At 68.8% G+C, this 23,731-nt stretch carries 20 protein-coding genes; 11 read left to right on the top strand and 9 right to left on the bottom strand.

Annotated features, from left to right (window positions below):
• Nucleotides 1–228 precede the first annotated feature (228 nt).
• From ACFTE1_RS14070 to ACFTE1_RS14060, 3 genes are all read left to right on the top strand, one after another.
• A complete protein-coding gene (locus ACFTE1_RS14070; RefSeq protein ID WP_380619357.1) occupies nucleotides 229–618 on the top strand; it encodes a VOC family protein in 390 nt (129 codons plus the stop codon).
• Between the two features lie 76 nt (nucleotides 619–694).
• Nucleotides 695–1,075: a VOC family protein gene (locus tag ACFTE1_RS14065; RefSeq protein ID WP_380619359.1), complete on the top strand. Its 381-nt coding sequence runs from the start codon at nucleotides 695–697 to the stop codon at nucleotides 1,073–1,075.
• 92 nt (nucleotides 1,076–1,167) lie between these two features.
• On the top strand, nucleotides 1,168–2,958 hold the full coding sequence (locus ACFTE1_RS14060) for a Rid family hydrolase (RefSeq protein ID WP_380619361.1): 1,791 nt from the start codon (nucleotides 1,168–1,170) through the stop codon (nucleotides 2,956–2,958).
• 224 nt (nucleotides 2,959–3,182) lie between these two features.
• On the opposite strand, the gene ACFTE1_RS14055 is transcribed toward ACFTE1_RS14060, so the two are convergent.
• Complete coding sequence (locus ACFTE1_RS14055; protein ID WP_380619363.1) at nucleotides 3,183–3,596, bottom strand: hypothetical protein; 414 nt, start codon at nucleotides 3,594–3,596, stop codon at nucleotides 3,183–3,185.
• A 76-nt stretch (nucleotides 3,597–3,672) separates the two neighbouring features.
• On the opposite strand from ACFTE1_RS14055, the gene ACFTE1_RS14050 reads away from it, so the two are divergent.
• Together ACFTE1_RS14050 and ACFTE1_RS14045 are read left to right on the top strand one after the other, a co-directional pair.
• Nucleotides 3,673–4,758: a DUF5685 family protein gene (locus tag ACFTE1_RS14050; RefSeq protein WP_380619365.1), complete on the top strand. Its 1,086-nt coding sequence runs from the start codon at nucleotides 3,673–3,675 to the stop codon at nucleotides 4,756–4,758.
• A 150-nt stretch (nucleotides 4,759–4,908) separates the two neighbouring features.
• Nucleotides 4,909–6,003, top strand: coding sequence for a DUF5685 family protein (locus ACFTE1_RS14045; protein ID WP_380619367.1), 1,095 nt, complete (start codon nucleotides 4,909–4,911; stop codon nucleotides 6,001–6,003).
• Here the strand turns inward: ACFTE1_RS14045 and ACFTE1_RS14040 are convergent.
• On the bottom strand, nucleotides 6,000–6,713 hold the full coding sequence (locus tag ACFTE1_RS14040) for an aquaporin (protein WP_380619369.1): 714 nt from the start codon (nucleotides 6,711–6,713) through the stop codon (nucleotides 6,000–6,002). The two genes, ACFTE1_RS14045 and ACFTE1_RS14040, sit on opposite strands and share 4 nt — an antisense overlap.
• Nucleotides 6,714–6,953: 240 nt before the next feature.
• On the opposite strand from ACFTE1_RS14040, the gene ACFTE1_RS14035 reads away from it, so the two are divergent.
• From ACFTE1_RS14035 to ACFTE1_RS14020, 4 genes are all read left to right on the top strand, one after another.
• Complete coding sequence (locus ACFTE1_RS14035; RefSeq protein ID WP_380619373.1) at nucleotides 6,954–8,684, top strand: acyl-CoA mutase large subunit family protein; 1,731 nt, start codon at nucleotides 6,954–6,956, stop codon at nucleotides 8,682–8,684.
• A gap of 263 nt (nucleotides 8,685–8,947) precedes the next feature.
• Nucleotides 8,948–9,535: a TMEM165/GDT1 family protein gene (locus tag ACFTE1_RS14030; protein ID WP_380619378.1), complete on the top strand. Its 588-nt coding sequence runs from the start codon at nucleotides 8,948–8,950 to the stop codon at nucleotides 9,533–9,535.
• A gap of 10 nt (nucleotides 9,536–9,545) precedes the next feature.
• Complete coding sequence (gene rnhA / locus ACFTE1_RS14025; RefSeq protein WP_380619380.1) at nucleotides 9,546–10,004, top strand: ribonuclease HI; 459 nt, start codon at nucleotides 9,546–9,548, stop codon at nucleotides 10,002–10,004.
• Nucleotides 10,005–10,153: 149 nt separating this feature from the next.
• Nucleotides 10,154–11,047, top strand: a complete 894-nt coding sequence (locus ACFTE1_RS14020) for a co-chaperone YbbN (protein ID WP_380619382.1) — start codon at nucleotides 10,154–10,156, stop codon at nucleotides 11,045–11,047.
• 63 nt (nucleotides 11,048–11,110) lie between these two features.
• Here the strand turns inward: ACFTE1_RS14020 and ACFTE1_RS14015 are convergent, their stop codons facing one another.
• Both ACFTE1_RS14015 and ACFTE1_RS14010 read right to left on the bottom strand, forming a co-directional pair.
• A complete protein-coding gene (locus tag ACFTE1_RS14015; RefSeq protein ID WP_380619384.1) occupies nucleotides 11,111–11,680 on the bottom strand; it encodes a hypothetical protein in 570 nt (189 codons plus the stop codon).
• Nucleotides 11,681–11,734: 54 nt separating this feature from the next.
• Nucleotides 11,735–13,267 (bottom strand): hypothetical protein, encoded by a 1,533-nt coding sequence (locus tag ACFTE1_RS14010; RefSeq protein ID WP_380619386.1) that lies wholly within the window; start codon nucleotides 13,265–13,267, stop codon nucleotides 11,735–11,737.
• 235 nt (nucleotides 13,268–13,502) lie between these two features.
• On the opposite strand from ACFTE1_RS14010, the gene ACFTE1_RS14005 reads away from it, so the two are divergent.
• Nucleotides 13,503–14,414, top strand: a complete 912-nt coding sequence (locus ACFTE1_RS14005) for an arginase family protein (protein ID WP_380619388.1) — start codon at nucleotides 13,503–13,505, stop codon at nucleotides 14,412–14,414.
• On the opposite strand, the gene ACFTE1_RS14000 is transcribed toward ACFTE1_RS14005, so the two are convergent.
• From ACFTE1_RS14000 to ACFTE1_RS13980, 5 genes are all read right to left on the bottom strand, one after another.
• On the bottom strand, nucleotides 14,408–15,952 hold the full coding sequence (locus ACFTE1_RS14000; RefSeq protein ID WP_380619390.1) for a polyamine aminopropyltransferase: 1,545 nt from the start codon (nucleotides 15,950–15,952) through the stop codon (nucleotides 14,408–14,410). The genes ACFTE1_RS14005 and ACFTE1_RS14000 overlap by 7 nt on opposite strands.
• 107 nt (nucleotides 15,953–16,059) lie before the next feature.
• Nucleotides 16,060–16,485 (bottom strand): DUF350 domain-containing protein, encoded by a 426-nt coding sequence (locus tag ACFTE1_RS13995; protein WP_380619392.1) that lies wholly within the window; start codon nucleotides 16,483–16,485, stop codon nucleotides 16,060–16,062.
• 34 nt (nucleotides 16,486–16,519) lie between these two features.
• Nucleotides 16,520–16,993 carry a DUF4247 domain-containing protein gene (locus ACFTE1_RS13990; RefSeq protein WP_380619394.1) on the bottom strand — a complete coding sequence of 158 codons (474 nt, stop codon included), beginning with the start codon at nucleotides 16,991–16,993 and terminating at the stop codon, nucleotides 16,520–16,522.
• 38 nt (nucleotides 16,994–17,031) lie between these two features.
• Nucleotides 17,032–17,532 carry a DUF2617 family protein gene (locus tag ACFTE1_RS13985; protein ID WP_380619396.1) on the bottom strand — a complete coding sequence of 167 codons (501 nt, stop codon included), beginning with the start codon at nucleotides 17,530–17,532 and terminating at the stop codon, nucleotides 17,032–17,034.
• On the bottom strand, nucleotides 17,529–18,146 hold the full coding sequence (locus ACFTE1_RS13980; protein ID WP_380619398.1) for a DUF4178 domain-containing protein: 618 nt from the start codon (nucleotides 18,144–18,146) through the stop codon (nucleotides 17,529–17,531). The genes ACFTE1_RS13985 and ACFTE1_RS13980 overlap by 4 nt, the downstream gene beginning before the upstream one ends.
• Before the next feature lie 405 nt (nucleotides 18,147–18,551).
• Between ACFTE1_RS13980 and ACFTE1_RS13975 the strand changes: the two genes are divergently transcribed.
• On the top strand, nucleotides 18,552–23,456 hold the full coding sequence (locus ACFTE1_RS13975) for an NAD-glutamate dehydrogenase (protein ID WP_380619400.1): 4,905 nt from the start codon (nucleotides 18,552–18,554) through the stop codon (nucleotides 23,454–23,456).
• The last annotated feature ends 275 nt before the right edge of the window (nucleotides 23,457–23,731 follow it).

The following is a 23,731-nucleotide window of genomic DNA, read 5'->3' as shown; positions in this document are numbered from 1 at the left end:
TCCGCGGTGCCGCCGGCGGAACCGCGTCCGTGCCCATGTCGCCGCGGGTGGAGCCGCGTCCCCGTCCGTGGCGTCATAGGACGGGCGGCGCTCTGAACGGAGAACGGCCCGCATCTCAGGCCGCGCGTTCCCCGCGGCGCTTCGGACTGGCCGCCGTCCACGACAGCAGCTCTCGGGATCGTCGTAAAAGGCCTCGCGGAGGCCCCGGCGCCCGGATATCCTCGGGCCATGGACCTATCCTTCAACCACACGATCGTCTGGGCCGCCGACCGCGACGCCACCGCCGAGTGGTGGTCGGACGTCTTCGGCGTCGCGACGAAGCCCTTCGGCCCCTTCCTCCAGATCCCCTGCTCCAACGGCGTCGACCTCGACATCTGCGGCATCGGGAGCAACCCGGACCGGGGACGGCCCGCCCCGCAGCACTACGCCTTCCTCGTGTCCGAAGGGGACTTCGACGCCGTCTTCACGCGGGTGAAGGACCGCGGCATCCCCTACTGGGCCCACCCAGACGGATCCGGGAAGGGCGAGTACAACACCAACGACGGCGGACGGGGCGTCTACTTCGCCGACCCCAACGGCCACGACCTGGAGATCATCACCGTCCCCTACGGAGGATGACCCTCCCGACCCCGGTTTTTGCGGGCGCATGGACGAAGACCGTGCGCCCCAAGCGAGTCGGTGTTAATTTTCCGCCATGGAACTCAAGCTGAACCACACCATAGTCTGGACCGACGACCGCGACGCCACCGCCGCGTGGTGGCGCGAGGTCTTCGGAGTGGATTCGATCGAGGTCGGACCCTTTCTGCAGATCAAGTGCGCCAACGAAATCGACATCGACATAGCCTCCATGGAGCACAACCCCGACCAGGACCGTCCGGCTCCGCAGCACTACGCCTTCCACGTCTCGGAAGAGGACTTCGACGACGTCTTCGCTCGGCTGAAGGAGAAGGGCGTGCCGTACCGGGCCGGCCCCGACCGGTCGGGAGAGGGCGAGACGTACTCCATGAACGGGGGCCGCGGCGTCTACTTCGACGATCCCAACGGCCACCACCTGGAGATCCTCACCGTCCCCTGAGGCCTCCGGACGGAGTGGACGCTCCGCGCAACTTATGGGGCCCCGCCTCGTTAGACCCGGTGATCCCCAATCGCCGGCCTAACGAGGTAACCATGGGTGCACCTAGGAAACGAAATCGCAAGAGCGCCAAGAAGCCCGTCCGCCGCAAGCCCTCTCCGGGCGAGGGCCCGCACAACTTCCTCCCCGCCCCGAAGGACCGCTATCTCCTCGACCCGTTCCACGACTCGGTCTACGGTCCACAGGGGCCCGTCACCGACTGGATGGCCGACGCCGCCGACGAACTGCTCGCCGACTACTCCGTCGCGGGGGAGGAGTCGCTGTCCGCGGCCGAGGAGACGACGGGACGCTGGATCGCCGAGCGGCTGGCGGAGAACCTGGGCGACGACGTCGACGCCTCGACCGTCCACCTCTTCCACGAACTGCTGGTGGACGCCGTCGTCCCCGAGGTCGGACGCTTCGCTGCCGCCCCGGGCCGCTCGCGCGTCCTCTACTGCACCGCCGCCGTCCTGCGCGGATTCGTCCCCAAGTTCTGCGTCCCCGACCTCGACAGAGCGCTGCGCGAGGCCCTGCCTCTGATGCCGGACTACGACAGGAAGTTCCTGCCCCACTGGGTCGACGAGAGCTGGGAACACGACGGCGGCCCGGTCTACGCCATGGTCAGCGAGTACGGCGACGAGTTCGCCCTCGCGGCCCGCTTCGTCAACCCCGCACGCGGCGAGGAGCACGCCTATCTAGTCCACATAGACCACTCGAACTACGGGCACGTCACCCACGCCCGGGAGTACGACTTCCTGGAGGACGCCTTCGAGGCCGCCCGCGCCCGAGCGGTCTTCGAGGCCCCGCGCCAGGTCGAGTCCAGCGAGCAGCTGCACTTCCTCGACCAGGTGAACGACCCCTTCGACTGGGCGGACCCGCACGGTCTGGCCGAGCTGTACGAGGACCACTTCCGTTCCCAGGCGCGGGTTCACCTCGTGCTGGAGTCCCTGCGGGCCAGGGGGATCACCGTCCCCGACTCCCGCCGCGCCGAGGCCGCTAGGCCCGACGTCGAGGAACTCCTCGCCCGGTTCGCGGAGGAGTTCGAGGCCCCCGCCGGCCTCGCGGAGCCCGACTCGCTGCCCTATCTGATCGCCGAACGGTGGATCACCGGCCCGCCCGGCACCGAACTGTCGATCTCGCCCAAGCGCTGCCAGATGGCCGCCGCGTGCCTGTGCGAGTTCGACGCCTCCCACGCGCCGGCGGCCCTGCGGGTCCTGCCGCAGTGGATCCGCTTCTGCGCCGCCGAGACCGGGGCGGCCCGGGAGCTCCTCGACGCGACCCTGGCCTTCCTTCCCGACTCGACCGAGGAGGTGCGCCGCCGGGACCGAGAGGCTTACGGACACAAGTCCTTAGCCTTACGGGGCACGGGTCACCGCTTCGGGAGCGTCACCAACACCCTTACCCGCTCGTTAATCCAGCGAACCGACACTTGGGGGAAGGGTGCCATCATGACCATCTTGAAGCGCGTCGAGGAAACGGGGCCGTGGGCCGACCTGTACGGGTACGCGAAGGCCGTCGGAGTCGGGCCGCTGGTGCTGACCAGCGCCTGCGCCGCCGACGTCGTCACCGATCCGACCATCCTGGAGGATCCCCCGGCCCAGGCGCGGGAGGCGTTCCGCCTCGCCCTGGACGCCGTCGTCGACGCCGGAGCCGGCATCGCCGACGTGGTGCGCAGCCGCATCTACCTCATCGACCCCTCGCACGCCGATCCCGTCGGGCGGGTCCACGGCGAGATGTTCGGCGTGGTCAAGCCCGTCGCCACGGTCGTCAGCGTCGCGCAGCTGATGATGCCCGGACAGCTCGTGGCCGTCGAGCTGGAGGCCTTCCGCGCCTGGCGGGAGAAATAGGTCCCGCTCGGTTGCGGACTCGGCCGAGGGACCCGCGTCATCTGGTCCGGAATCGGCCGGGGCCGCGCCCGACGTCTCCGGTCGCACGGCTTCGACCGGTTCCGGAATCCGGCTGCCGAACCTTGCCCGGATGCTGAGACCAGCCTGGAGGTCGATCCCGGCCCGGCCGCGGGCCCTGTCCGACGGCCGCCGCCCGGACTGCCTCGCGGCGATTCGTCGAGGCTCTACCCGCCCAACACTATGTGGGCCTCAGCCTCCCACCCCAGGGGATGCGCATACCCGTCCTCGATCCACTCCTCCACGTCGAGGCGCAGGTAGTCGTACCATTTGAGGTTGTTCCCCTTACGCACGGACATGGACTTCACAGTCAAGATCTGACCCGGCCCCATGGCGGACCGGTACTCGGTCCGCCATCCCCGACTGGTCTGCTTGCTGACTATCCGGATCGGGTCATCGCTGCCGACCACCAGGCTCTCCACCGTCAGGCTGAGCGGCGTGCGATCCGCCAACTCCACCTTGAGCAGGTCCAGGCCGTCCTCGCGCCTAATGTGGATGACCTTGTAGGCGCGCACCGAACCAATGGGGATTTCCAGCCATCCCCCGCCCGGAGCCTCTTTCGAATAGTGGAACCCGCCCATGGCTCCAGACTACGGCCGCGTTGCGCACCTTGGCTACCATGATGGGAGCCCGCGTACCACTTCCCCGGAGGCCACTGTGTTCGGTCTGCTCAAACCCTGTTCCGCCATGCTCGGCCCCGAGCGCTTCTCGCGCTGGATGGGCCACTACTGCGGCCAGTGCCTGGCGATCTCGGACCACGCCGGCCAGTGGCCGCGGCTGGTGACCAACTGCGACGCCGTCGCGCTCTCCGTCCTGGTCGAGGCCCAGACGCCGACCACCGAGCGTGAGGCCGGACGCTGTGCCCTGCGCGGCATGCGGAAACAGGCGATACCCGAAGGGCCGGGTGTCGACCTAGCCGCCTTCGCCTCCGTCGCACTCGCCTCCGCCAAAATCGACGACCACCGCGCCGACGGTGACGGCTTCGCCGGATCCCGCTGGGGCCGAGGCCTGTCGACGCGCGCCTCCCGCTCGCTCCGCGACCACGCCCACCGCCTGGGCGAGAGAGTCTCCATCGACGCCGACGACCTGTTCACCCTGCTCAACGACCACGACGCCGCCGAACGCGACAGCCGCGACCTCCTCGAGGCCGTAACCCCGTCGGCCCGCGCCACGGCCTACCTCTTCTCGCGGACGGCAGGCTGGTCCGAGGAGGCCGTCGACCGCTCCGCGCTCGCCGAGGCCGGCTTCCAGTTCGGGATGGCCGCCCACGTGCTGGACGCGGTGGAGGACTTCGCCGAGGACGCCGAGAAGGGCCGCTGGAACCCGCTGGCCGCCCACGACCTGACCCCGTCCGAGGGCTTCGCCGCCGCGGGCGGATTCCTGGACCGGCTCCGCGACTCGCTCGCCGACCTGCACTGGCGTGAGGGCTCGCTCGTCCACATGATGTTCGCGCACCTGGCGCCCCACGCCATGGCCCGGATCGACCCCGAACGCCCGAAGGAGCACCGGACCCGCTACGGGACCCCGAAGGGCTTCTTCGAGGGGCTCTGCGCCGCGTCCTTCGTCTGCTGCACCTGTCAGTGGTGCTGGGCCTCCGAGTTCCAGGGGCCCTGGTCCGGGCAGCCGCGAGAGGGCTGCTGCCACCAGTGCGACTGCTCCGGCTGCGGGGACTGCTGCAACTGCTGCAGCTGCTGCGGCGAGGACGGCTGCTGCGGCGACTGCGGTTGCGACTGCAGTTGCTGACCGAGCCGCCCGCCGCACACCGGCGCCGAACGGGGTCCGCCGATACCCGGCCCATAATGGAGCGTCGCCCTCCGGTCCGAAACGGGGCCGAGCCGCCCGTGCCCCCTGAACACACTTTCCCGCCAGCCCGCGAACATCCCGGAGGCCACATTGTTCGGTCTGCTCAAACCCTGTTCCGTCCAGCTCGGTCCGGAGCGGTTCTCACGCTGGATGGGACACTACTGCGGCCAGTGCTTGGCCATCTCCGACTCGGCCGGCCAGTGGCCGCGGCTGGTGACGAACTGCGACACGATCGCACTCTCCGTCCTGGTCGAGGCGCGGACGCCGACCACTGAGCGCGAGGCCGGGCGATGCGCCCTGCGCGGGATGCGGAAACAGTCCATACCTGAAGGCCCTGGTGTCGACCTCGCCGCCTTCGCCTCCCTCGCGCTGGCCTCCGCCAAGATCCGGGACCACGTCGAGGACGGCGACGGACTGTCCCGGACGGGGCTCGGACGCGGCCTCTCCTCCCGAGCCGCCCGTTCCCTCGCCGACCGGGCGCGGCGCCTCGGGGAGCGCGTCGAACTCGAGGTGGAGCCGCTGTTCGCCCAGCTGCGCGACCACGGCGAGGCCGAACGGTCGGCCGCCGACCTCATGGAGGCCGTGGCCCCCAGCGCCCGCGCCACCTCGCTGCTCTTCGCCCACACCTCCCACTGGGCGGACGGAGCCGACCGCAATGCCCTGGCCGAGGCGGGCCACCGCTTCGGCGCGGCCGCGCACCTGCTGGACGCGGTGGAGGACTTCGCCGACGATCGCGCCGGCGGACGGTGGAATCCCCTGGAGGCCCACGGCCTCACCCCCGCGGAGGGATTCCAGGCCGCCTCGCGGGAGATGGCAAAGGTCAGAGAGGGCTTGGAATCGCTCGCATGGCGAGACGGCACCCTGGTCCACGCACTGTTCGCCCACCTGGCCCCGCACGCCCTGGCCGGAGCCGATCCCGACGCGGCCGACTGCGAACCCGTCCGCGAACGCCGCGGGTTCGTCGAGGGACTCTGCCCCGCGGCCGGGATGTGCTGCACGGGAGAGTGGTGCTGGGCCGAGGAGTACGAGGGGCCCTGGTCTCGCAAGAAACGCCAAGGCTGCTGCAAAGGCGAATGCGGGTGCGAGGGGCAACAATGCTGCTGCGAGACCGCCTGCCGGGGCTGCTGCCGAGGCTGCGGGCGGTGCTGCGAAACCTGCTGCGAGGGCTGCGACTGCGGTCCCTAGGCCTGCCCCGGCTCCGGCCCCGCGTCCTCCGACAGTTGAGACCTGTCCAGCCCGTAGACCAGCGGGTACACGACCGCGGCCAGCAGTCCGCCCAGCAGCGGCGCCACGATGAACACCCACAGCTGCCCCATGGCCTCGCCGCCCGCGAACAGCGCCGGCCCGATCGAGCGCGCCGGGTTGACGGACGTGCCGGTCAGCGGGATGCCGAGGATGTGGACGACCGTCAGAGTGAGCCCGATGGCCACTCCCGACACGGGCGTGGACCCCAGTTTGCCCGTCACGGCGAGGACCACGAACACCAGCACGAACGTCAGGGCGATCTCGACGATCAGCGCGCCGGTCAGATTGACGGTCACACCGTAGGAGTTGGCCCCCATGCCCGTGGACTGGTCCATGACGCCGCCGGCGGAGACCGTCAACTTGATCAGAGCCGCCGCGGCGATGCCGCCGAGGATCTGAGCGCCCCAGTATCCGGCCGCTTCCCTGATCGACAGGCGGCCGGTGACCCACATGCCCATGGTGACCGCGGGGTTGATGTGGCAGCCGGAGACGGGCCCGACCGCGTAGACCATGGCCAGAAGCGCCAGTCCGAACGCCAGGGCCACCCCGACCACACCGCTGAGCTGGATCCCGAACACGACCGCCCCGACGCCGGCGAACACCAGGACAAAGGTGCCGACGAACTCGGCCGTTAGCTTCTTGGCTTCCATGGGGCACACCCTTTCGTCGTCCATTCAGGTCGACGATGTCACAGAACCCGGGCCCCGGTGGTCCGAAAGACCGGATCCGCTCCGTCCGAGGGCTCTATCGTTGACCTCCCGGGGACGCCTCGCGCCGCCCCGAATGTGACAGTTCGCACCCGTCTGCGGTCCAGGGTCCGGATGGTGAGCCGCGGCTCGAACCTGAACGATCGTTAAAGTACGATGGGGGAAGAGGAGGATTCAAAGACGATGAACTCTGACGAGATCGCCGCCGGACGCAAACGGTGGCAGGAACGCTACGACGCCGCCCCCAAAAGGGACGCCGACTTCACCACCCTGTCCGGCATGGAGCTCGACCCGCTCTACTCGCCGCCCGAAGGCCAGGACGACCCCCGGTTCGAAGGGATAGGCTGGCCCGGCGAGTTCCCCTACACCCGAGGGCTCTATCCCACCGGCTACCGCGGTCGCCAGTGGACCATCCGCCAGTTCTCCGGATTCGGCAACGCCGAACAGACCAACGAGCGCTACAAGATGCTCCTCGCCGCCGGCGGCGGCGGGCTCTCGGTCGCCTTCGACATGCCCACCCTGATGGGACGCGACTCCGACGAAGACGCCTCCCGGGGCGAGGTCGGCCACTGCGGAGTCGCCATCGACTCCGTCGCCGACATGGAAGTCCTCTTCAAGGACATCACGCTCCAGGACATCACGACGTCCATGACCATCTCCGGTCCGGCCGTCCCCGCCTTCTGCTTCTACCTCGCCGCCGCCGAGAGGCAGGGCGCCGACCTCTCCAAGCTCGACGGCACGCTCCAGACCGACATCCACAAGGAGTACATCGCCCAGAAGGAGTGGCTCTTCCCGCCCAAGCCGCACCTGCGGCTCATCGGCGACCTCATGGAGTACACCAGCGCGAACATCCCGCGCTACAAGCCGCTGTCGGTCTCCGGGTACCACATCCGCGAGGCCGGGGCGACCGCCGCCGAAGAGCTGGCCTTCACCCTCGCCGACGGCTTCTCCTACGTCGAACTGGGACTCTCCCGCGACCTCGACGTCAACGTCTTCGCCCCGGGCCTGTCGTTCTTCTTCGACTCGCACATCGACTTCTTCGAGGAGATCGCCAAGTTCCGCGCCGCCCGCCGCATCTGGGCCCGCTGGCTGCGCGACACCTACGGAGCGACCAGCGAACGCGCCCAGTGGCTGCGGTTCCACACCCAGACCGCCGGCGTCTCGCTGACGGCCCAACAGCCGTACAACAACGTCGTCCGCACCGCCACCGAGGCGCTCGCCGCGATCCTCGGCGGAACGAACTCTCTGCACACGAACGCGCTCGACGAGACCCTCGCGCTGCCGACCGACGAGTCGGCCGAGATCGCGCTGCGCACCCAGTCGGTCATCCGCGAGGAGACCGGCGTGACCAACGTGGCCGACCCGCTGGGCGGCTCGTGGTACATCGAGGCGCTGACCGACAAGATCGAGGCCGCGGCCGACGAGATCTTCCGCCAGATCCTCGCCCTCGGCGGGGAGTCGGGCGACGGGTCGGCCGCCGAGATCGCCAAGGACGGCATGGGCCGCCACGAGATCGGCCCGGTCACCTCCGGCATCCTCCGCGGCATCGAGGAGGGCTGGTTCACCAACCGGATCGCCGAGTCGTCCTTCCGCTACCAGCAGGACCTCGAGGCCAAGAGGAAGAACATCGTCGGCGTCACCACCGGCACCGAGTCCGTCTCCAAGGAACTGGACATCCTGCGCATCTCCCACGAGGTCGAGCGCGAGCAGAACCGCCTGCTCGGGCAGCGGCGCGCGGAGCGCGACAACGCCGCCGTCGAGGCCGCCCTGGAGAACATCCGCACCGCCGCGCGCGGCAGCGCCAACATGATCGAGCCGATCCTGGAGGCCGCCCGCGTCGAGACCTCCCTGGGCGAGATCTGCGGCGCCCTCAAGGAGGAGTGGGGCACCTACCGGGAGCCCGCGGGCTACTAGACACCGATCGGAGGAGGGGCGGCCTCGGCCGCCCCTCCTCCGTTTCTGAGGCATTGGTCACGACCGGGGACGACTTCGCGCCCCCGGAGATTAGAATGGAATCGCACGAGGGGGAGTAGTTCCCCAATCGCAGGGTCGACACACTGGCTTCGAGCCCGGTCCTGCGGCCCCGAGAGGGGTGAACGAGACTCTCGGCCTAGTACGCACGCCCAGCGTCAGGCCGAGTTCGTTCTCATCCTGGCGCCCCCACCAGGAAGGTTCCCATGACCACAGGCATTCTGACGGCGGTCGCCGCCTCATTTCCCCTGGTCTTCATCGGCGAGTTCGGCGATAAGAGCCAGCTGATGGCGATGAGCTTCGCCACCCGCTACCGCAAGTCCACCGTCGTGGCCGGCATCCTCATCGCCACGTCGATCCTCTTCGGCCTCTCCGTGGCCGTCGGCGCTTCGCTCGGCAGCTTCCTCCCCACCGACTGGATCGCGCTCGTCGCGGGCCTGGTCTTCGTCGCCTTCGGCCTGTGGACGCTGCGCCCCGAAGGGGAAGAGGAGGAGGACGCTAAGGTCAAGTACGGCACCTCCGGCCTGCTCACCGTCGTCGGCGCGATCGTCCTCGCCGAAATGGGCGACAAGACCATGCTCGCCGCCATCACCCTGTCGGCCAAGGAGAACCCCATCGGCGTCTGGGTCGGGGCGGTCGTCGGCATGAGCCTCGCCGACATCCTCGCCGTCTTCGCCGGGGCCTGGATCGCCAAGCGCGTCTCGGAGAAGGCGATCCGTTACGGATCGGCCGCGCTGTTCATCGTCATCGGCGTCATCATGGCGATCCAGGGAGTGCGGGAGCTGACCGGCTAAGCTCGTTACCGTGACTTCCCAACCAGACGAAGACCTCGTGGTCATCTACACCGACGGCGCCTGCTCGGGCAATCCCGGCCCCGGCGGGTGGGGCGCCTTCCTGTCCTATAAGGGCGTCGAGAAGGACCTCTACGGCGCCGAGGAGGAGACCACCAATAACCGGATGGAGCTGACGGCCGCCATCGAGGCGCTCGAGGCCCTCACCCGTCCGATGACCGTCCACCTCTACACCGACTCCTCCTATGTGCGCGGCGGGATCACGTCGTGGATCGCCGGATGGAAGCGCAACGGGTGGAAGACGTCCAAGAAGACGCCGGTGAAGAACGAGGACCTCTGGCGCCGCCTCGACGAGGCCGCCGCGAAACACGACATCGAATGGCACTGGGTCAAGGGGCACGCCGGCGACCCCGGCAACGAGCGGGCCGACTCGCTCGCCGTCAAGGGGCGCGACGAGGCCGCCGGCCGATGACCGGGAGAGGCCCGTCCGCGCGGCTTGACGCGACCATCGTGTCGCCGGGACGACCGGCGATCGCGTCCGGCCCGTCCGCGCGGCTTAACGCCCTCCACAACAGGCTCGCCACGCTGGCGCGGCCGTGAGAAGAATGAAAGAATGGAACCATGAGTGACCAGGTACCTTCACGCTTTGCCAGCGGCGCTGTGGACCTCAGCGCCCTCGGTCCCGCCCAGCAGCAGGGCGGCGCGCCCGAGGGGATGCCCGCCGCGCCGGCCGGCGCCCCGTCCGCCGGGGCGGTTTCCGTAGACGTTACTGACGCGACCGTCCAGAGCGAGGTCATGGAGCGTTCGACCGACTCTCTGGTCGTCCTCGTCTTCTGGGCCGACCAGATGCCCGAGTCGGTGGCCACGCGCGACCAGCTGGAGCAGATGGCGCGAGCCGCCGGAGGAGCCTGGACCCTGGCCAAGGCCGACGTCCAGGACAACCAGCAGCTCGCCGCCGCGCTGCAGCTGCAGGGCCTCCCCGCGCTCGTCGCCTTCGCGGGCGGGCGCCCCGTCGACCTCGTCCAGGGCCCGCAGACCCCGCAGGGGCTGCAGGACTGGATCAACAAGGTCGCCCAGGCCGCCGGCGTCGGAGCGGCCTCCCAGGTCGACCCGGAGCTGGGCGCCGCCGACGACCTGCTCATGAACGGCGAGCTGGACGCCGCCGAGCGGGCCTACCAGACCTACCTGAACAACCACCCCGGCTCGAACGACGCCGAGGTCGGGCTCGCCCAGGTCAAGCTCATGCGGAGGGCGGGCATCCTGCCGGCCGACACCGTGGAGAAGGCCGACGCCGACCCCAAGGACGTCGACAAGGCCCTCGACGCGGCGGACCTGGAGATGCTGTCCGGGAAGCCGGAGGCGTCCTTCGACCGTCTGCTGGGCACCGTCGCCAGGACCTTCGGCGAGGATCGCGAGCGTGTCCGCGTGCGCCTGGTGGAGCTGTTCTCCATCGCCGGCTCGGACGACCCGGCCGTGAACGCGGCCCGGAAGAAGCTCTCGGCCCTGCTGTTCTGATAGCGGACGGTTAGGACTCGAGCGGAGGCGACGCGCGTCGCCTCCGCTTTTTCGTGCGCGCCGTCAGCCTTCGGCGTCGACCAGCTCGATGGTGGAGCCGTCGGGGAACTCGACCAGGTGGTACTGGCCGGCCGACTGAAGGCCGGCGTAGCGGTAGCGGTCGGCGTCGAACTCGGCGGCGGTCGAGAGCGCCACGTCCTCCGGAGCGGGGAGGTCGGCGTTGTCGGGCAGGCCGCTTCGTCTCCTGCTCTTGACCTGTCCGTCGGGGACGAGGTAGGCGAGGCGCCGGTCGGTGAGCACCCAGAGGCCGCTCAGCCGCAGGTAGTTGATGACGGCCTCGGCGGCCTCCGCGTCGTCGTGACCGGTGATAACCACGTCGGGTTTGATGAAGATCCGCATGGCGTTGCCGGTGGACTTGGCGAAGAAGGCCTCCTCCACCACGATGCGGACGAAACGGCGGACATTCGCGGAAGTCTCGCGGACGTGGTCGGAGAAGTCCGTGCGCGGCTTGGAGATCCCGTGCAGGCGCGGAAGCCGCCATGAGGGCGCGGCGACGATGATCCGTTCGCCGGGCAACAGCCATTGCCGTTCGACGAGCTCGCGGCCGTGGGTGCGGAGGTCCAGTTCGTGCACGTGCGTTCGCTCTCTGGGGTAGGGGAGTCGCTCCCCGATTCTATGGGGAGCGGATCAGTCGCCCCTGCCCGGCCGCCAGCGCCGCGCCTCGCGGATGGCGACGCTCGACGACCACCACCACATGGCGAGGGATGAGACGAGCAGCGCGGAGAGCGTCGGGACGAGGACCTCGGCGCGGAAGAGCGTTCCGCCCGAAGCCAGCATGACGCTGCCGGCCGTTCCTCCTATGCCGATGCCAACCACGGCACCTAGGAAGAGGGGCACGAGGACCGTGATGGACGAGGTGGCGCGGAAGGTCGCTATACCGCCGGTCAGCACGCCGATCGGCGCTAGCGCGCGAGCCTGGCGAAGGAACTCGCCCGCCGAGGCGAAGGCCGAAGCCATGGTGAGAAGAACAAGGGCGACAATTCCGAAGAGGACCAGCCAAAGACTTTGCTGGCCCAACGGCGTCGTCTGGGGATCGGACGCTCCCGCGGGGAAACCGACGTCCACCCCGGTGGGAAATCCGGTGCCCTGAGCCTTGAACGCTGCCAGGGGGAGGTCGTCCCCGTCAGTGGAGACCGCGAGGATCGCGAAGCCTCCATCCAGTTCGCCCTTGTCGTCGACGTAGGCCTCCGCCGGATCGCCGACCTTCAGCGTCAGCGAGTCATCGCCGAAGCCGTGGTAGTTCGAGTCGACCCACCATCGGACTCGATCGTCGTCCACGGGGAGCACGTCCCCCGACGAATCACCGGTGACGGCCTCCGCCTTACCGGTGACGGCAGAGCAGTCGGTCCCGACGGCTTCCCACGTTTCGCAGGTACCGGTCAGGAAGACATCGGACCGTGCGTCCATCCCCATGGCGGTTGTGGCACCGAAAAAGGCGGCACCGGAGGGGAGCGCGTCGAGATAGTCGTTGATGTCCTCCGCTGAGGCCGTGGTGTCGAAGCGCAACATCGCCGCTTCGCGCCCCACATGCTCCGACTCGATCCGGTCGAGGTTGTTCCCGTCGGAGAAATTATCCTGATAGGCCAGTGCGAAGAACATGACGAAGAAAGCCCCCGCTATGCCGGCGATCTGCCGGGAGGCCGATTTGGGATAGGCGGACAGCCGCGTCCCGCCGACTATCGCTGAAGGGGAGTCGCTCTGCTTTCGCGCGAACATTCGACGTCCGATCCACGCTGACAGCGAGCTCATGGCGGGAGCGATGGTAAGGAGCACCCCGGCTTGCGCGATATAGGTGGTCAGGATCGCCCATGTCTCCCTGAACTGGAAGTTCCACGGAATGACGATGACGGTGACGGCGAAAACGGGGAAGGCCCAGGAGGCCGCGTGGAAGAGGAATCCCCGTTTCACGGCGCTGCTTGAAGGATCACGGCCGCTCGAACGCCGATTCAACAGGAATAGAGACAAGGACATCAGCAGAAGGAGCGAACCTGCCAGTGCAGCGGCGAGCAGCGGCAAAGCCGCGCGTATATCCGCCCCGGTGAGGATGAAGCCGGTGATCGGCAGCGGAACTTCTCCAATGGCCGCGACGGCCAGCACGCCGGCGGCCGCCAGAGTGCCCAGGACGGTCGGTCTCCACGACTCGCCCAAGGCGATGAGCAAGCGGTGGGAGGCTGTTCCTCCCAGAGTTTCCACCAATGCTTCGCGTCGGTCCCTCGCGTGGGCCGCCACGCGGGAGGCGCATCCCCGGTATGTGATGCGCAAGAGGGAGAAGGACCTCGACACCGCCTCGAAGGGGCCTCGGGTGAGCCAAAGAGGCCAAGCCGCCGAGACCACGGAGTAAGGTGATGGATAGGCACCCTGTACTGAACGACCCTTGCCGAGAAAGAGTAGGCCAGTGGACCGACCCAGACGCATAGCCGTGCTCGACGCCCCCTCGAACCTCGGCCTGCGGCCCCCCACCGCCCACACCGTCCCCGGCTGCGCCAAGGCCCCCGGGGCGTTGAGGGACCGGCAACTGGTGAAGCGGCTCAACGCCGTCGACGCCGGCTGCCTCACCCCGCCCCGCTACGACCCCTCCCACTGGCGCCCCGGCGACGGCGTCGACCAGGCCGCCGAGATCGCCCAGTACACCCGCTCCCTCGCCGACCGCGTCGAGCGCATCTGGCGCGTCCGCGACTTCCCCATGGTCCTCGGCGGCGACTGCTCCGTCCTCCTCGGACCCCTTCTGGCGCAGAAGCGGCGCGCGTCCAAGGACGACTCCCGCCGCGGACTGATCTTCGTGGACGGCAACTCGGACTTCCGCCACCCCGGAAACTCGGAGTTCGTGGGCGCCGCCGCGGCGGAGGAACTCGCGCTCGCAACGGGCCGCGGCCAGCCCGACCTCACGGACATCAACGGAATGCGCCCCTACGTCGAGAACGACGCGGTGACGCTGCTCGGCATCCGCCCGGACGACCCCTACCGGATCGAACTGGAGGCCAGCGGGATCCCCTCCCGCACGGCCCCGCAGGTGCGGGCGGACGGCACGCGGCGCTCGGCCGACTGGGCGCGCAACGCCATCGGGAACGTCACCAGCTACTGGCTGCACGTGGACGTCGACGTGCTGGACCCCAGCGTCATGCCGGCGGTAGACGGCCCCATGAACGGCGGTCTCACGCTGGGGGAGTTGGGGCACCTCATCTCGGCCCTCATTGCCGACGCGCGGTGCGTCGGCATGGACCTGACGGTCTTCGACCCCGACTACGATCCGGAGGGCAAGTACGCCAAGGACATCGTGGACACCCTGGTGGCGGCCTTCGATCAGTAGTGCTTCCACTCCGTGCGGGAGTACTCCACGATGACGGGGTTCATCAGCGTGTTGGGCGGCAGCTCCTGCCGCTGACGGTCGACGGGGAAGGTCTGCGCGGCCCTCAGGGACTCCTCGCTCAGCGACCGCATGGAGTCCTCGACCGAGTCCTCCAGTGAGAGATCCGGCTTCCCGCCCGGCGCGACCGCGTGGTAGCCCCAGTCTCCGAAGGTGGGCACGCTGACCCAGTACGAGGCGGGGGCGAAGCCGGCCTCTTCGAGGGTGGAGGCGACGGTCCAGTACGACTTGGGGGCGAAGTACGGCGAGGAGGACTGGACGACCATGCGCCCGTCGGGGGAGAGGGCCTGGCCGGCCATGCCGTAGAACTCCACCGAGTAGAGCTTGGCCAGTTCGGTGGAGTCGGGGTCGGGCATGTCCACGATGATGGCGTCCCAGACGTCGGTCTGGTCCCGCAGCCAGGTGAAGGCGTCGCCGTTGACGACGTTCACGCGCGGGTCGTTGAGGGCGTCCTCGTTGAGGTCGACCAGGCGAGGATAGGTCTTCCCGAGTTCGGTGACGGCGGGGTCGAGGTCGACGAGGGTCACCTTCTCTACGTCGGGGTACTCGAGGATCTCGCGCACGGCCAGCCCGTCGCCGCCGCCGAGGACGAGGACGTTGGAGCGAGGCCCGTCCATGACGGGGTGGACGAGCGCCTCGTGGTAGCGGTACTCGTCCACGGAGGAGAACTGGAGGTCGCCGTTGAGGAACATGCGGAAGTCCCGCTCCCCGAAGGGAGAGGCCTCTTCAGTGAGGATGATGTCCTGGTACTGGCTGGTCTCGGAGTAGACGATCGGGGCGGCGAAGAAGGCCTGCCGGGCCGATGCCTCGATCTGGGCGGTGAAGGCGAAGACCACCGACAGGGACAGGGCGATGAGGACGCTGAAGGAGTAGAGGACGCGCTTGGCGACCTTGCCCAGCTCGGAGCGGAAGACGACCACGACGAGGATCAGCCCGGCCACGGCGTTCACGGCCCCGACGATGACCGCCCCGCGGATCTGCCCGAAGAAGGGCAGCAGGAGGAAGGGGAAGGCCAGGCCGCCGATGAGCCCGCCGAGGTAGTCGGCCGCGTTGAGGTCGGCCACGGCCGAACCGGCGGCCTGCTTGCGGATGCGCTGCAGCAGCTCCATGAGAAGGGGGATCTCGGCTCCCACGAGGAAGCCGATGAAGAAGGCGATGGCCACCAGGGGGAAGGTGTAGAGGTGCAGCCATGCGAAGGAGGCGTAGAGCGCCACGACGCTGAGCCCGCCGACGAGGGCGAGCGCGAGCTCGACCATGGCGAAGGACAGCGCGGGCCACTTCTGGAGCGGTTTGGCGGCGAGCGCTCCGACGCCCATGGCGAAGACCATGACGCTGAGGACGATGGAGGCCTGCGCGGCGGTGTTGCCGATGAGGTAGGCGCCCAGGGAGATGAGGGCCAGTTCGTAGACGAGGCCGCAGGCGGCGACCACGAAGGTGACTCCGAGCAGGAGGATACGGGTCCGGCGGGTGCTGGTGAGCATGGCGACCAAATCTATCAGGGGGTCCGCGCGGACGGGGCCGGCGCGGAGCGTTGGTGAGATGGAGAACGGGCCCGCGGAGGGCAGTTCCGCGGGCCCGTTGTGGCGTCTTAGGAGAGGGCCATGGCGATGACGGCGCCCAGCGCGATGTGGACGGCGGCGTTGACCCATACGGCCGGGTGCATCTCCTCGGAGGTGACCAGCACGCCGAGCTTCCCGGGCGTGAGCAGGTCCAGAACGAGGAAGGACAGGGCCATGACGACCAGTCCGACGAGGCCGAAGACGGCGGTGGAGACCAGTCCCTGCACGAGGTCGCCCTCGGAGGCCCAGATGGCCCCGACGGCGATGATGCCGACACCGAACATGTTGGAGGCGAGCAGCAGAGCGGCGTTGCGGTTGCGGTGCGTCCAGATCAGTTCGCCGAGTTTACCCGGCGTGAGCAGGTCGACGATCCAGAATCCGACGACCATGAGGAAGAGGCCGGCGAGGCTGTAGGCGGCCGCGCCGAGGACCTGGGAACCGAATTGGGCGTACATTCATTGCCTTTCGTGGGTATATCGGGCTGTGGGGCTATTTGCCGAAGCCGGATCCGCCGCCCCGGTACCGGCTACCGCCGGGAGGGGAGGAGGACCAGCCGAAGAATCCGAAGTACGAGCCGTAGTAGGTGGAGCCCTTGCGGTAGGGGAAGACCAGGATCTTGGATCCCGAACCCTCGGACTCGACCGAGACGATGTGGCGGTCGTACTGCAGGAAGTATATGCCGTCCCGCTTCTTCTCGCTGCGCTCGTCGGTGTTGTCGTCGATGTCGTCGGCGACGGTCTTGGGCGACCGCGAGCTCGTGTACACGCGGGCGTCGCCGTTGGAGGAGTCCTTGGAGGCGTCGCGCGTGTAGTTCGCGCTGATGTAGTCGGTGGGGTCGTCGTCCTTGTTGTTGCAGGCCACGAAGACCACCGAAATGCACAGGGCCGCGATGACGGCGATGACGATCCAAGTAACGGCCGAAGGACTTTTCGGGCGGTCCTCCAGGTCCCTGTCGTCGGTCATGGCTCGGCCTTTCTCTTAGTTTTCGTCCGGGAGCGGGTTCACCGTACCCTGACCACGCTACTGGTGGTGGTCACGACCTCGCCGTGCTGCGGATAGGTGTGGACGGTGCTCCAGTAGAGGGAGTCCTCGCCCACGACCTCGAGGCTGGTGACGGCGTCGGGGTCCTCGCCGAAGACGCCGACGAGCGTGCGGCTCTGGTCGGCGCGCTTGCGCAGCGCCGAGACCCGGTCCCGCAGTTGGGGAAGGGTCAGGCGCTCTACGGCGCACCGGTAGGAGTGCCGCCAGCGCCCGGCGCTCTGCGAGAAACGGCCGGGCAGGTCGGGCTCGCAGTCGTCGCGGTAGGCGAGGGTCTCGGCCAGGACGCCGTCGGGCGTGGTGATGACGGCCTGGTGGCTGGCGCCCAGGAGGCGCAGCGACATCGCCAGCTCGCCCCGGGCCACTTCCATGGCGTCGAGGACGGGCAGGGCCGGCGCGTCGGGTCTGAAGGTGAGGTGCTTCGCCGAGACGTCGGCGTAGGGCACCTCGAGTTCGGTGATCACGTGTCGGGGCTCTGGTGGTAGATGGTGATCTGGTTGCGGTCGAGGGTGAGTCCGAGTCCCGCCTCCCAGGAGGCGTCCTCGCCGTAGGCCTCGAAGCTGAGGACCTTGTTGTCCGGGCCCTCGTAGTCGTGGTAGCGGAGGGTGCCGTCGGAGGCGAGCCCGGTGGTGGCCTCGGAGGTGTAGCGGGCGCGGCCGGACTCGTCGAGGTGGAAGACCTCGCCGTCGTGCTCCACGGTCTTGGCGCCGGGGTTCATGTCGCCCACCGGGATCGCGTCCCAGAGGACGACCTCCACGTCGGGGTCGGCTTCGACCGAGAGCCAGCGCTTGACTCCGGTGCCGGTGTCGAGGAAGTGCTCGGCCCAGGTGTAGTCGCCCTCTTTGAGACGCAGAGTGCCGCGCACGGCGAGGGTCTTTCCGTAGAGCTCCACCATGTCGCCGGCGGCGATCTTCATGGGGTTGCCGCGGAGGATGTCGGAGTCGCCGTCGGCGAACGGGTCCTGCGGCCCGTCGAAGCGGGCCGATTCGGCCTTCTTCTTGTCCTGCACGGATTTCCACACCCAGTAGGCCACTCCGGCGGCCACGGCGATGAGGAGGATGATCAGAAAAACGTCCATCACGGCCCCTTCGGGAAGGCGGGTCGAGGGCAAATTCCCCCTCACTGTACGGCAGGTCCGCCACACTCCGGCCCGGCGGTCCTGCGGAAACCGCGCGCCCCACAGCGGCGGGGCCCTGTTCGGCCGGTTTCGGTCCGCCCCTCGGAAGAGTGAGGCGCGCGGCGAATCGCGATGCCGCGTTCCGGCGCTCGAATGTGCGCGCCCATGCTCGAAACTGATCGGCCCGGCGCGGGCGGGTGAACCCGCGAACGCACCCGAGCCGGGGTCGCGGAGTATTGTGCCTGATGTCTCCTCCTGTAATCGAGGCCAATCGCACCGGCCCTGGACGCGCGGTCGGCAAGCGGGTCTTAACCTGGAGGAGAGCCACAACGACGTGGTCGGCAGAAATCGATTTGGAGATGTGCAGTGCTGTCGTTTATCGGTGACGAAGAATTCCCAGAGACACTCCCCGACCGGGACGAACTCCTCAGTGAAGCGACGTCCGGTGCGACGGGGGACCAAGCCGAACTCATACGCCTCTATTGGGGGCTGGTCGCCGACGACGACCTGGTGGGCCGCTCGGCCGACCAGATCCGCCAGATCACCCTCCACCACAGCGAACTCGCCAAGCAGCGCGCCGAGGGCGAATGCCTCATCGACTTCGACTGCTCCCGCGGGGAGGGCTCCAGCGACGCGGAGTCCGCCACCCGCATCGACATCGTGTGCGCCGACTCCCCCTTCCTCGTGGACTCCCTCATGGGCCTGTTCGGGCGCAACGGCCTCGACATCCACGTCTTCGTGCACCCCATCGTCACCGTGCGGCGCGACGGTGCCGGCAACCTCGTCGAGGTCCCCGCCTCGAGTGAGGGATCCCAAGCGGAGTCCTGGATGCACATCGAGCTCCAGCGCGTCACGGACCCGGCCCTGCAGGCCCGCCTGGAGGAGGACATCCGGGCCGTCCTGGCCGACGTCCAGGTGACCGTCCGCGACTGGAGGCCCATGCGCGACAAGGCCCTCTCCATCGCCGCCGACCTGGAGAAGGACGGCGACGGGATGGCAGTCCCGGAGAAGGACGTCTCCGACACCATCGACCTGCTGCGCTGGCTCGCCGACGACCGCTTCACCTTCCTCGGGTTCCGCCAGTACAAGCTGGAGGGCGAGGGCGAGGACCAAGTTCTGGCCCCAGTCGCCGGGACCGGACTGGGGCTCCTGTCCAAGCGGGAGGGAACCCCCAAGCCGCTGGCCGACTTCACCCCCGGCGCGCGCGAGCAGATCAGCGCCAAGCGCCTGCTGGTGATCACCAAGTCCAACGCCCGCTCCACAGTTCACCGCAATTCCTATATGGACTACATTGGCGTCAAGACCTTCGGCGCCGACGGCAACCCCGACGGCGAGCTGCGCTTCCTGGGCCTGTTCACCTCGGCTGCCTACCTCTCCAGCGTCACCGAGCTCCCCGTGGTCCGCCGCAAAGTCGAGGATGTGCTGTCCCGCTCCGGCGTCACGCTCTCCTCGCACTCGGGCAAGGACCTCGTCACCGCGCTGGAGACCTACCCGCGCGACGAGCTCTTCCAGGCCCGCACCGACGACCTTTTCAACACCGCCATGGGCGTGCTCCGCCTGGCCGGCCGCCGGCGCCTGCGCCTGTTCATGCGCCGCGACGCCTACGACCGCTTCGTCTCCTGCCTCGTCTACCTCCCCAAGGACCGCTTCAACACGGCCACGAGGATGAAGATCGGCCGGATCCTCTCCGACCGCCTCGGCGGCGTGGGGGCCGACTTCGACGTCCGCCTCGGCGACGCGGCCCTGGCGCGGCTGCACTTCATCATCCGCATCGACCCCGCGCGCGTCCCCGACACCATCGACGTCGACGCCGTGCAGGCCGAACTGGCCGACGCGACCCGCTCCTGGGACGCCGACCTTGCCTTCCAGCTCGACCACGCGATCGGCGAGGGTCAGGCCCGCCACCTGTTCCACACCTACTCGGAGGGCTTCCCCGCCGGCTACAAGGCCGACCACTCGGTCCTGGACGCGGTCAAGGACATCGCCACCCTCGAGATGCTGCACGAGCGCGGCGACCTCGAGCTGCAGATGTACCGGGCCCGCGGCAACGACGACGACGTCCACTTCAAGGTCTACTCGGCGGAGCAGTCCATCTCCATTTCGAAGGCGCTGCCGGTCATGCGGTGCCTGGGCGTGGACGTGGAGGCCGAGCACCCCTACGAGATCGACCGGGCCGGGCAGGCGCTGTGGCTGCACGACTTCTCGATCCGCCTTCCCGAGGGCATGAAGGACTATGTCCCCGAGGCGCGCAGCCGCTTCGAGAACGCCTTCCGCGCCGCGTGGACCGGTGAGACCGAGTCCGACCGCCTCGACGAGCTGGTCCTCGTCGCCGGGCTGACGTGGCGCCAGGTCGTCATCCTGCGCGCGCTGTCGAAGTACCTGCGCCAGGCCGGTTTCGTCTACACCGCGGAGTTCATCGCCGACACCCTGAAGGCCTACCCGGACCTCACCGCCGGACTCGTCAAGCTCTTCGAGGCCCGCTTCCAGCCGGGCGTGGGCGACGACAGGGCCAACGCGGTCCTGCGCATCGAGGAGAAGCTCGCCGAGGGCCTGGAGGCCGTGCCGAGCCTGGACGCCGACCGCATTCTGCGGGCGTTCCAGACGCTCATCACGCACATGCTGCGCACCACCTACTACCAGCGCGGAGAGGGCGGGCGGCCGAAGGAGAACATCGCGTTCAAGTTCGACGCGCGCTCCATCGACTTCCTGCCCAAGCCCCGGCCGGTGTTCGAGGTCTTCGTCTACTCGCCGCACTTCGAGGGCGTCCACATGCGCTACGGCGGCGTGGCGCGAGGCGGCCTGCGCTGGTCGGACCGCCGCGAGGACTTCCGCACCGAGATCCTCGGCCTGGTCAAGGCGCAGGAGGTCAAGAACACCGTCATCACGCCGGTGGGTGCCAAGGGCGGCTTCGTCCTCAAGCGCACCTCCTTCCCCGACCGCGCGGCTTTCCAGGAGGAGGGCGTCGCACGCTACCGCCAGTTCATCTCCTCGCTGCTGGACATCACCGACAACCGCGACGTCGACGGCAACGTGATCCCGGCGCGCGAGGTCGTGCGGCACGACGGCGACGACCCGTACCTCGTGGTGGCGGCCGACAAGGGGACGGCGACGTTCTCCGACATCGCCAACGCCATCTCGGCCGAGTACGGCTTCTGGCTGGGCGACGCCTTCGCCTCGGGCGGATCGGTCGGCTACGACCACAAGAAGATGGGCATCACCGCCCGCGGCGCCTGGGAGTCGGTCAAGAGGCACTTCCGAGGCGTCAGCCGAGGAAGTCTGAAGCAGAGCCGAGGCATGGAAAGCGCCGAAGGCGCTTCCCATCCCGGCCGCCAGGCCGGGATGGGCATCGACACGCAGTCCACGGACTTCACGGTGGTCGGCATCGGCGACATGGGCGGCGACGTCTTCGGCAACGGCATGCTGCTGTCCGAGCACATCCGCCTGGTCGCGGCGTTCAACCACATGCACATCTTCATCGACCCGAACCCGGAGGCGGCCTCCTCCTTCGCCGAGCGCAATCGCCTGTTCGAGATGCCGCGCTCCACGTGGGCCGATTACGACCGGTCGCTCATCTCCGAGGGCGGCGGCGTGTGGGAGCGCTCGGCCAAGTCGATCCCGGTCAGCCCGCAGGTGCGCGAGGCGCTGGGCCTGCCGGAGGACGTCACCGAGATGTCCCCGCCGGAACTGATCAAGGCGATCCTGACCGCCCCGGTCGACCTGCTGTGGAACGGCGGCATCGGCACCTACGTGAAGGGCTGGTCGGAGACGCACGCCGACGCGGGGGACAAGGCCAACGACCCCGTCCGCGTCAATGGTGAGGACCTGCGCTGCACGGTCGTCGGCGAGGGCGGCAACCTGGGCCTCACCCAGCTGGGCCGCATCGAGTTCGCCGCGAAGGGCGGGCGCGTCAACACCGACTTCATCGACAACTCGGCGGGCGTGGACACCTCGGACCACGAGGTCAACATCAAGATCCTGCTGCGCACCGCCATGATGCAGGGCCGGATCGAGCCGGAGGAGCGCGACACGCTCTTCATGGACATGTCCGACACGGTCGCCGACATGGTCCTGGTGGACAACTACCTCCAGAACCTGGCCCTGGCCTCGGCCTCCGTCCAGGGGCCGCGCCTCCTGCCGGTCCACTCGCGACTGATGAAGTACCTGGAGCGCGAGGCCGGGCTGGACCGCGAGATCGAGGGTCTTCCCGACGACAAGCAGATCAAGGCCCGCCTGGCGTCCGGACGCGGGCTGACCGAGCCGGAGTTCTCCGTCCTGCTGTCCTACGTCAAGATCCACGCCAAGCGCGTCGTCGGCGCCTCCGCGCTGCCCGACGAGGCCTGGACCGAGCAGGTCCTGCACGACTACTTCCCGGCGCCGCTGCAGGAGTCGTACCGCGACCTGATGGAGTCCCACCCGCTGCGCCGCGAGATCGTCACGACCGCCGTGGTCAACGAGTGCGTCAACCGCTGCGGCACGACCTTCCTCTACCGGATCTCCGACGAGACCGGGGCGAGCATCGTCGACGTGGTCCGCGCCTACCTCGTCATCCGCGACGCGTTCAACCTGCCGCGCCTGTGGCGGCGCATCGAGGAGCTCGACAACGAGGTCCCGCAGGAGGCGCAGGTGTCCTCGCTGCTGGTCCTGCGCCGCTCGCTGGACCGGGGTGTCCGCTGGCTCGTCCAGCACCGCCGTTCGCCGCTGAGCGTCGAGACCGAGCGCGAGCGCCTCGTCCCGGCCGTCCGCGCGCTGCTGCCGAATCTGGGCCGGTACCTGGTCGGTTCGGAGGCCGAGGGCTTCGAGGAGTTCAAGGCCCAGCTGACGGCCAAGGGCATCGACGAGGACCTGGCCGCCGAGGTCTCCTCGCCGGTCTACGGTTTCGGGCTGGTCGACGTCGCCGACGTCTCGCGAGCGCTGGAGGTGGACCCGGCCCGCACGGCCAAGGTCTACTACCACATCGCCGCGGCCATCGGCGCCGACGCGATCCTCAACCAGATCTCGGCCCTGCCTCGCAAGAACCGCTGGCAGTCTCTGGCCCGCGGGGCGCTGCGCTACGACCTGTACGGGGCCCTCTCGGCCCTGACGGCCACCATCGAGTCCAACTTGAACGGACGCGACGCGGAAGGGGCAGTGGCCGAGTGGGCCGAGGGTCTGGGCACCACGATGGACCGGATCCGGCAGGGCGCGGCGGAGGCCGAGCACTCCGACGAGAAGCTCGCGGTGCTCTCGGTGGTGCTGCGGCAGATCCGCTCGCTGATCGAGACGGGCGCCTGAGGAGGCGCCGCCGCGGCTCCGGCCGGGGTCGCGGGCGCGGCCGACCGGCCGGACCGGTTCCCGCAGCAGGCCAAGGCAAGGCCGTCACCCGCCGCCCGGACCCGGTCCGGTGAGTGGGAGAGAACGGGGAATAATGCATGAGGGAGCGCGCTCTTGCGCGCTCCCTCTGATTTTCGCTCAGAACGACGCACGGGGCGGGTCCCATTCGTCAGGCGCGTCGAGCTGGGTTAACATCGGACAGTGACGAGGCTTGATCTCGTTTCGAATAATTGCAG

It is taken from the genome of Salininema proteolyticum, assembly GCF_042685645.1.
GTDB classification, from domain to species: domain Bacteria; phylum Actinomycetota; class Actinomycetes; order Mycobacteriales; family Micromonosporaceae; genus Salininema; species Salininema proteolyticum.
This window is presented reverse-complemented; position numbering and strand designations above follow the sequence as displayed.

What these genes read in the sequence shown, in the direction of transcription:
- ACFTE1_RS13990 (WP_380619394.1), bottom strand. Translation starts at nt 16,993, where the DNA reads ATGACCGACGACAGGGACCTGGAGGACCGCCCGAAAAGTCCTTCGGCC.
- ACFTE1_RS14020 (WP_380619382.1), top strand. Translation starts at nt 10,154, where the DNA reads ATGAGTGACCAGGTACCTTCACGCTTTGCCAGCGGCGCTGTGGACCTC.
- ACFTE1_RS14065 (WP_380619359.1), top strand. Translation starts at nt 695, where the DNA reads ATGGAACTCAAGCTGAACCACACCATAGTCTGGACCGACGACCGCGAC.
- ACFTE1_RS14060 (WP_380619361.1), top strand. Translation starts at nt 1,168, where the DNA reads ATGGGTGCACCTAGGAAACGAAATCGCAAGAGCGCCAAGAAGCCCGTC.
- ACFTE1_RS14070 (WP_380619357.1), top strand. Translation starts at nt 229, where the DNA reads ATGGACCTATCCTTCAACCACACGATCGTCTGGGCCGCCGACCGCGAC.
- ACFTE1_RS14055 (WP_380619363.1), bottom strand. Translation starts at nt 3,596, where the DNA reads ATGGGCGGGTTCCACTATTCGAAAGAGGCTCCGGGCGGGGGATGGCTG.
- ACFTE1_RS13995 (WP_380619392.1), bottom strand. Translation starts at nt 16,485, where the DNA reads ATGTACGCCCAATTCGGTTCCCAGGTCCTCGGCGCGGCCGCCTACAGC.
- ACFTE1_RS14035 (WP_380619373.1), top strand. Translation starts at nt 6,954, where the DNA reads ATGAACTCTGACGAGATCGCCGCCGGACGCAAACGGTGGCAGGAACGC.
- ACFTE1_RS14030 (WP_380619378.1), top strand. Translation starts at nt 8,948, where the DNA reads ATGACCACAGGCATTCTGACGGCGGTCGCCGCCTCATTTCCCCTGGTC.
- ACFTE1_RS14040 (WP_380619369.1), bottom strand. Translation starts at nt 6,713, where the DNA reads ATGGAAGCCAAGAAGCTAACGGCCGAGTTCGTCGGCACCTTTGTCCTG.
- ACFTE1_RS13980 (WP_380619398.1), bottom strand. Translation starts at nt 18,146, where the DNA reads ATGGACGTTTTTCTGATCATCCTCCTCATCGCCGTGGCCGCCGGAGTG.
- ACFTE1_RS14000 (WP_380619390.1), bottom strand. Translation starts at nt 15,952, where the DNA reads ATGCTCACCAGCACCCGCCGGACCCGTATCCTCCTGCTCGGAGTCACC.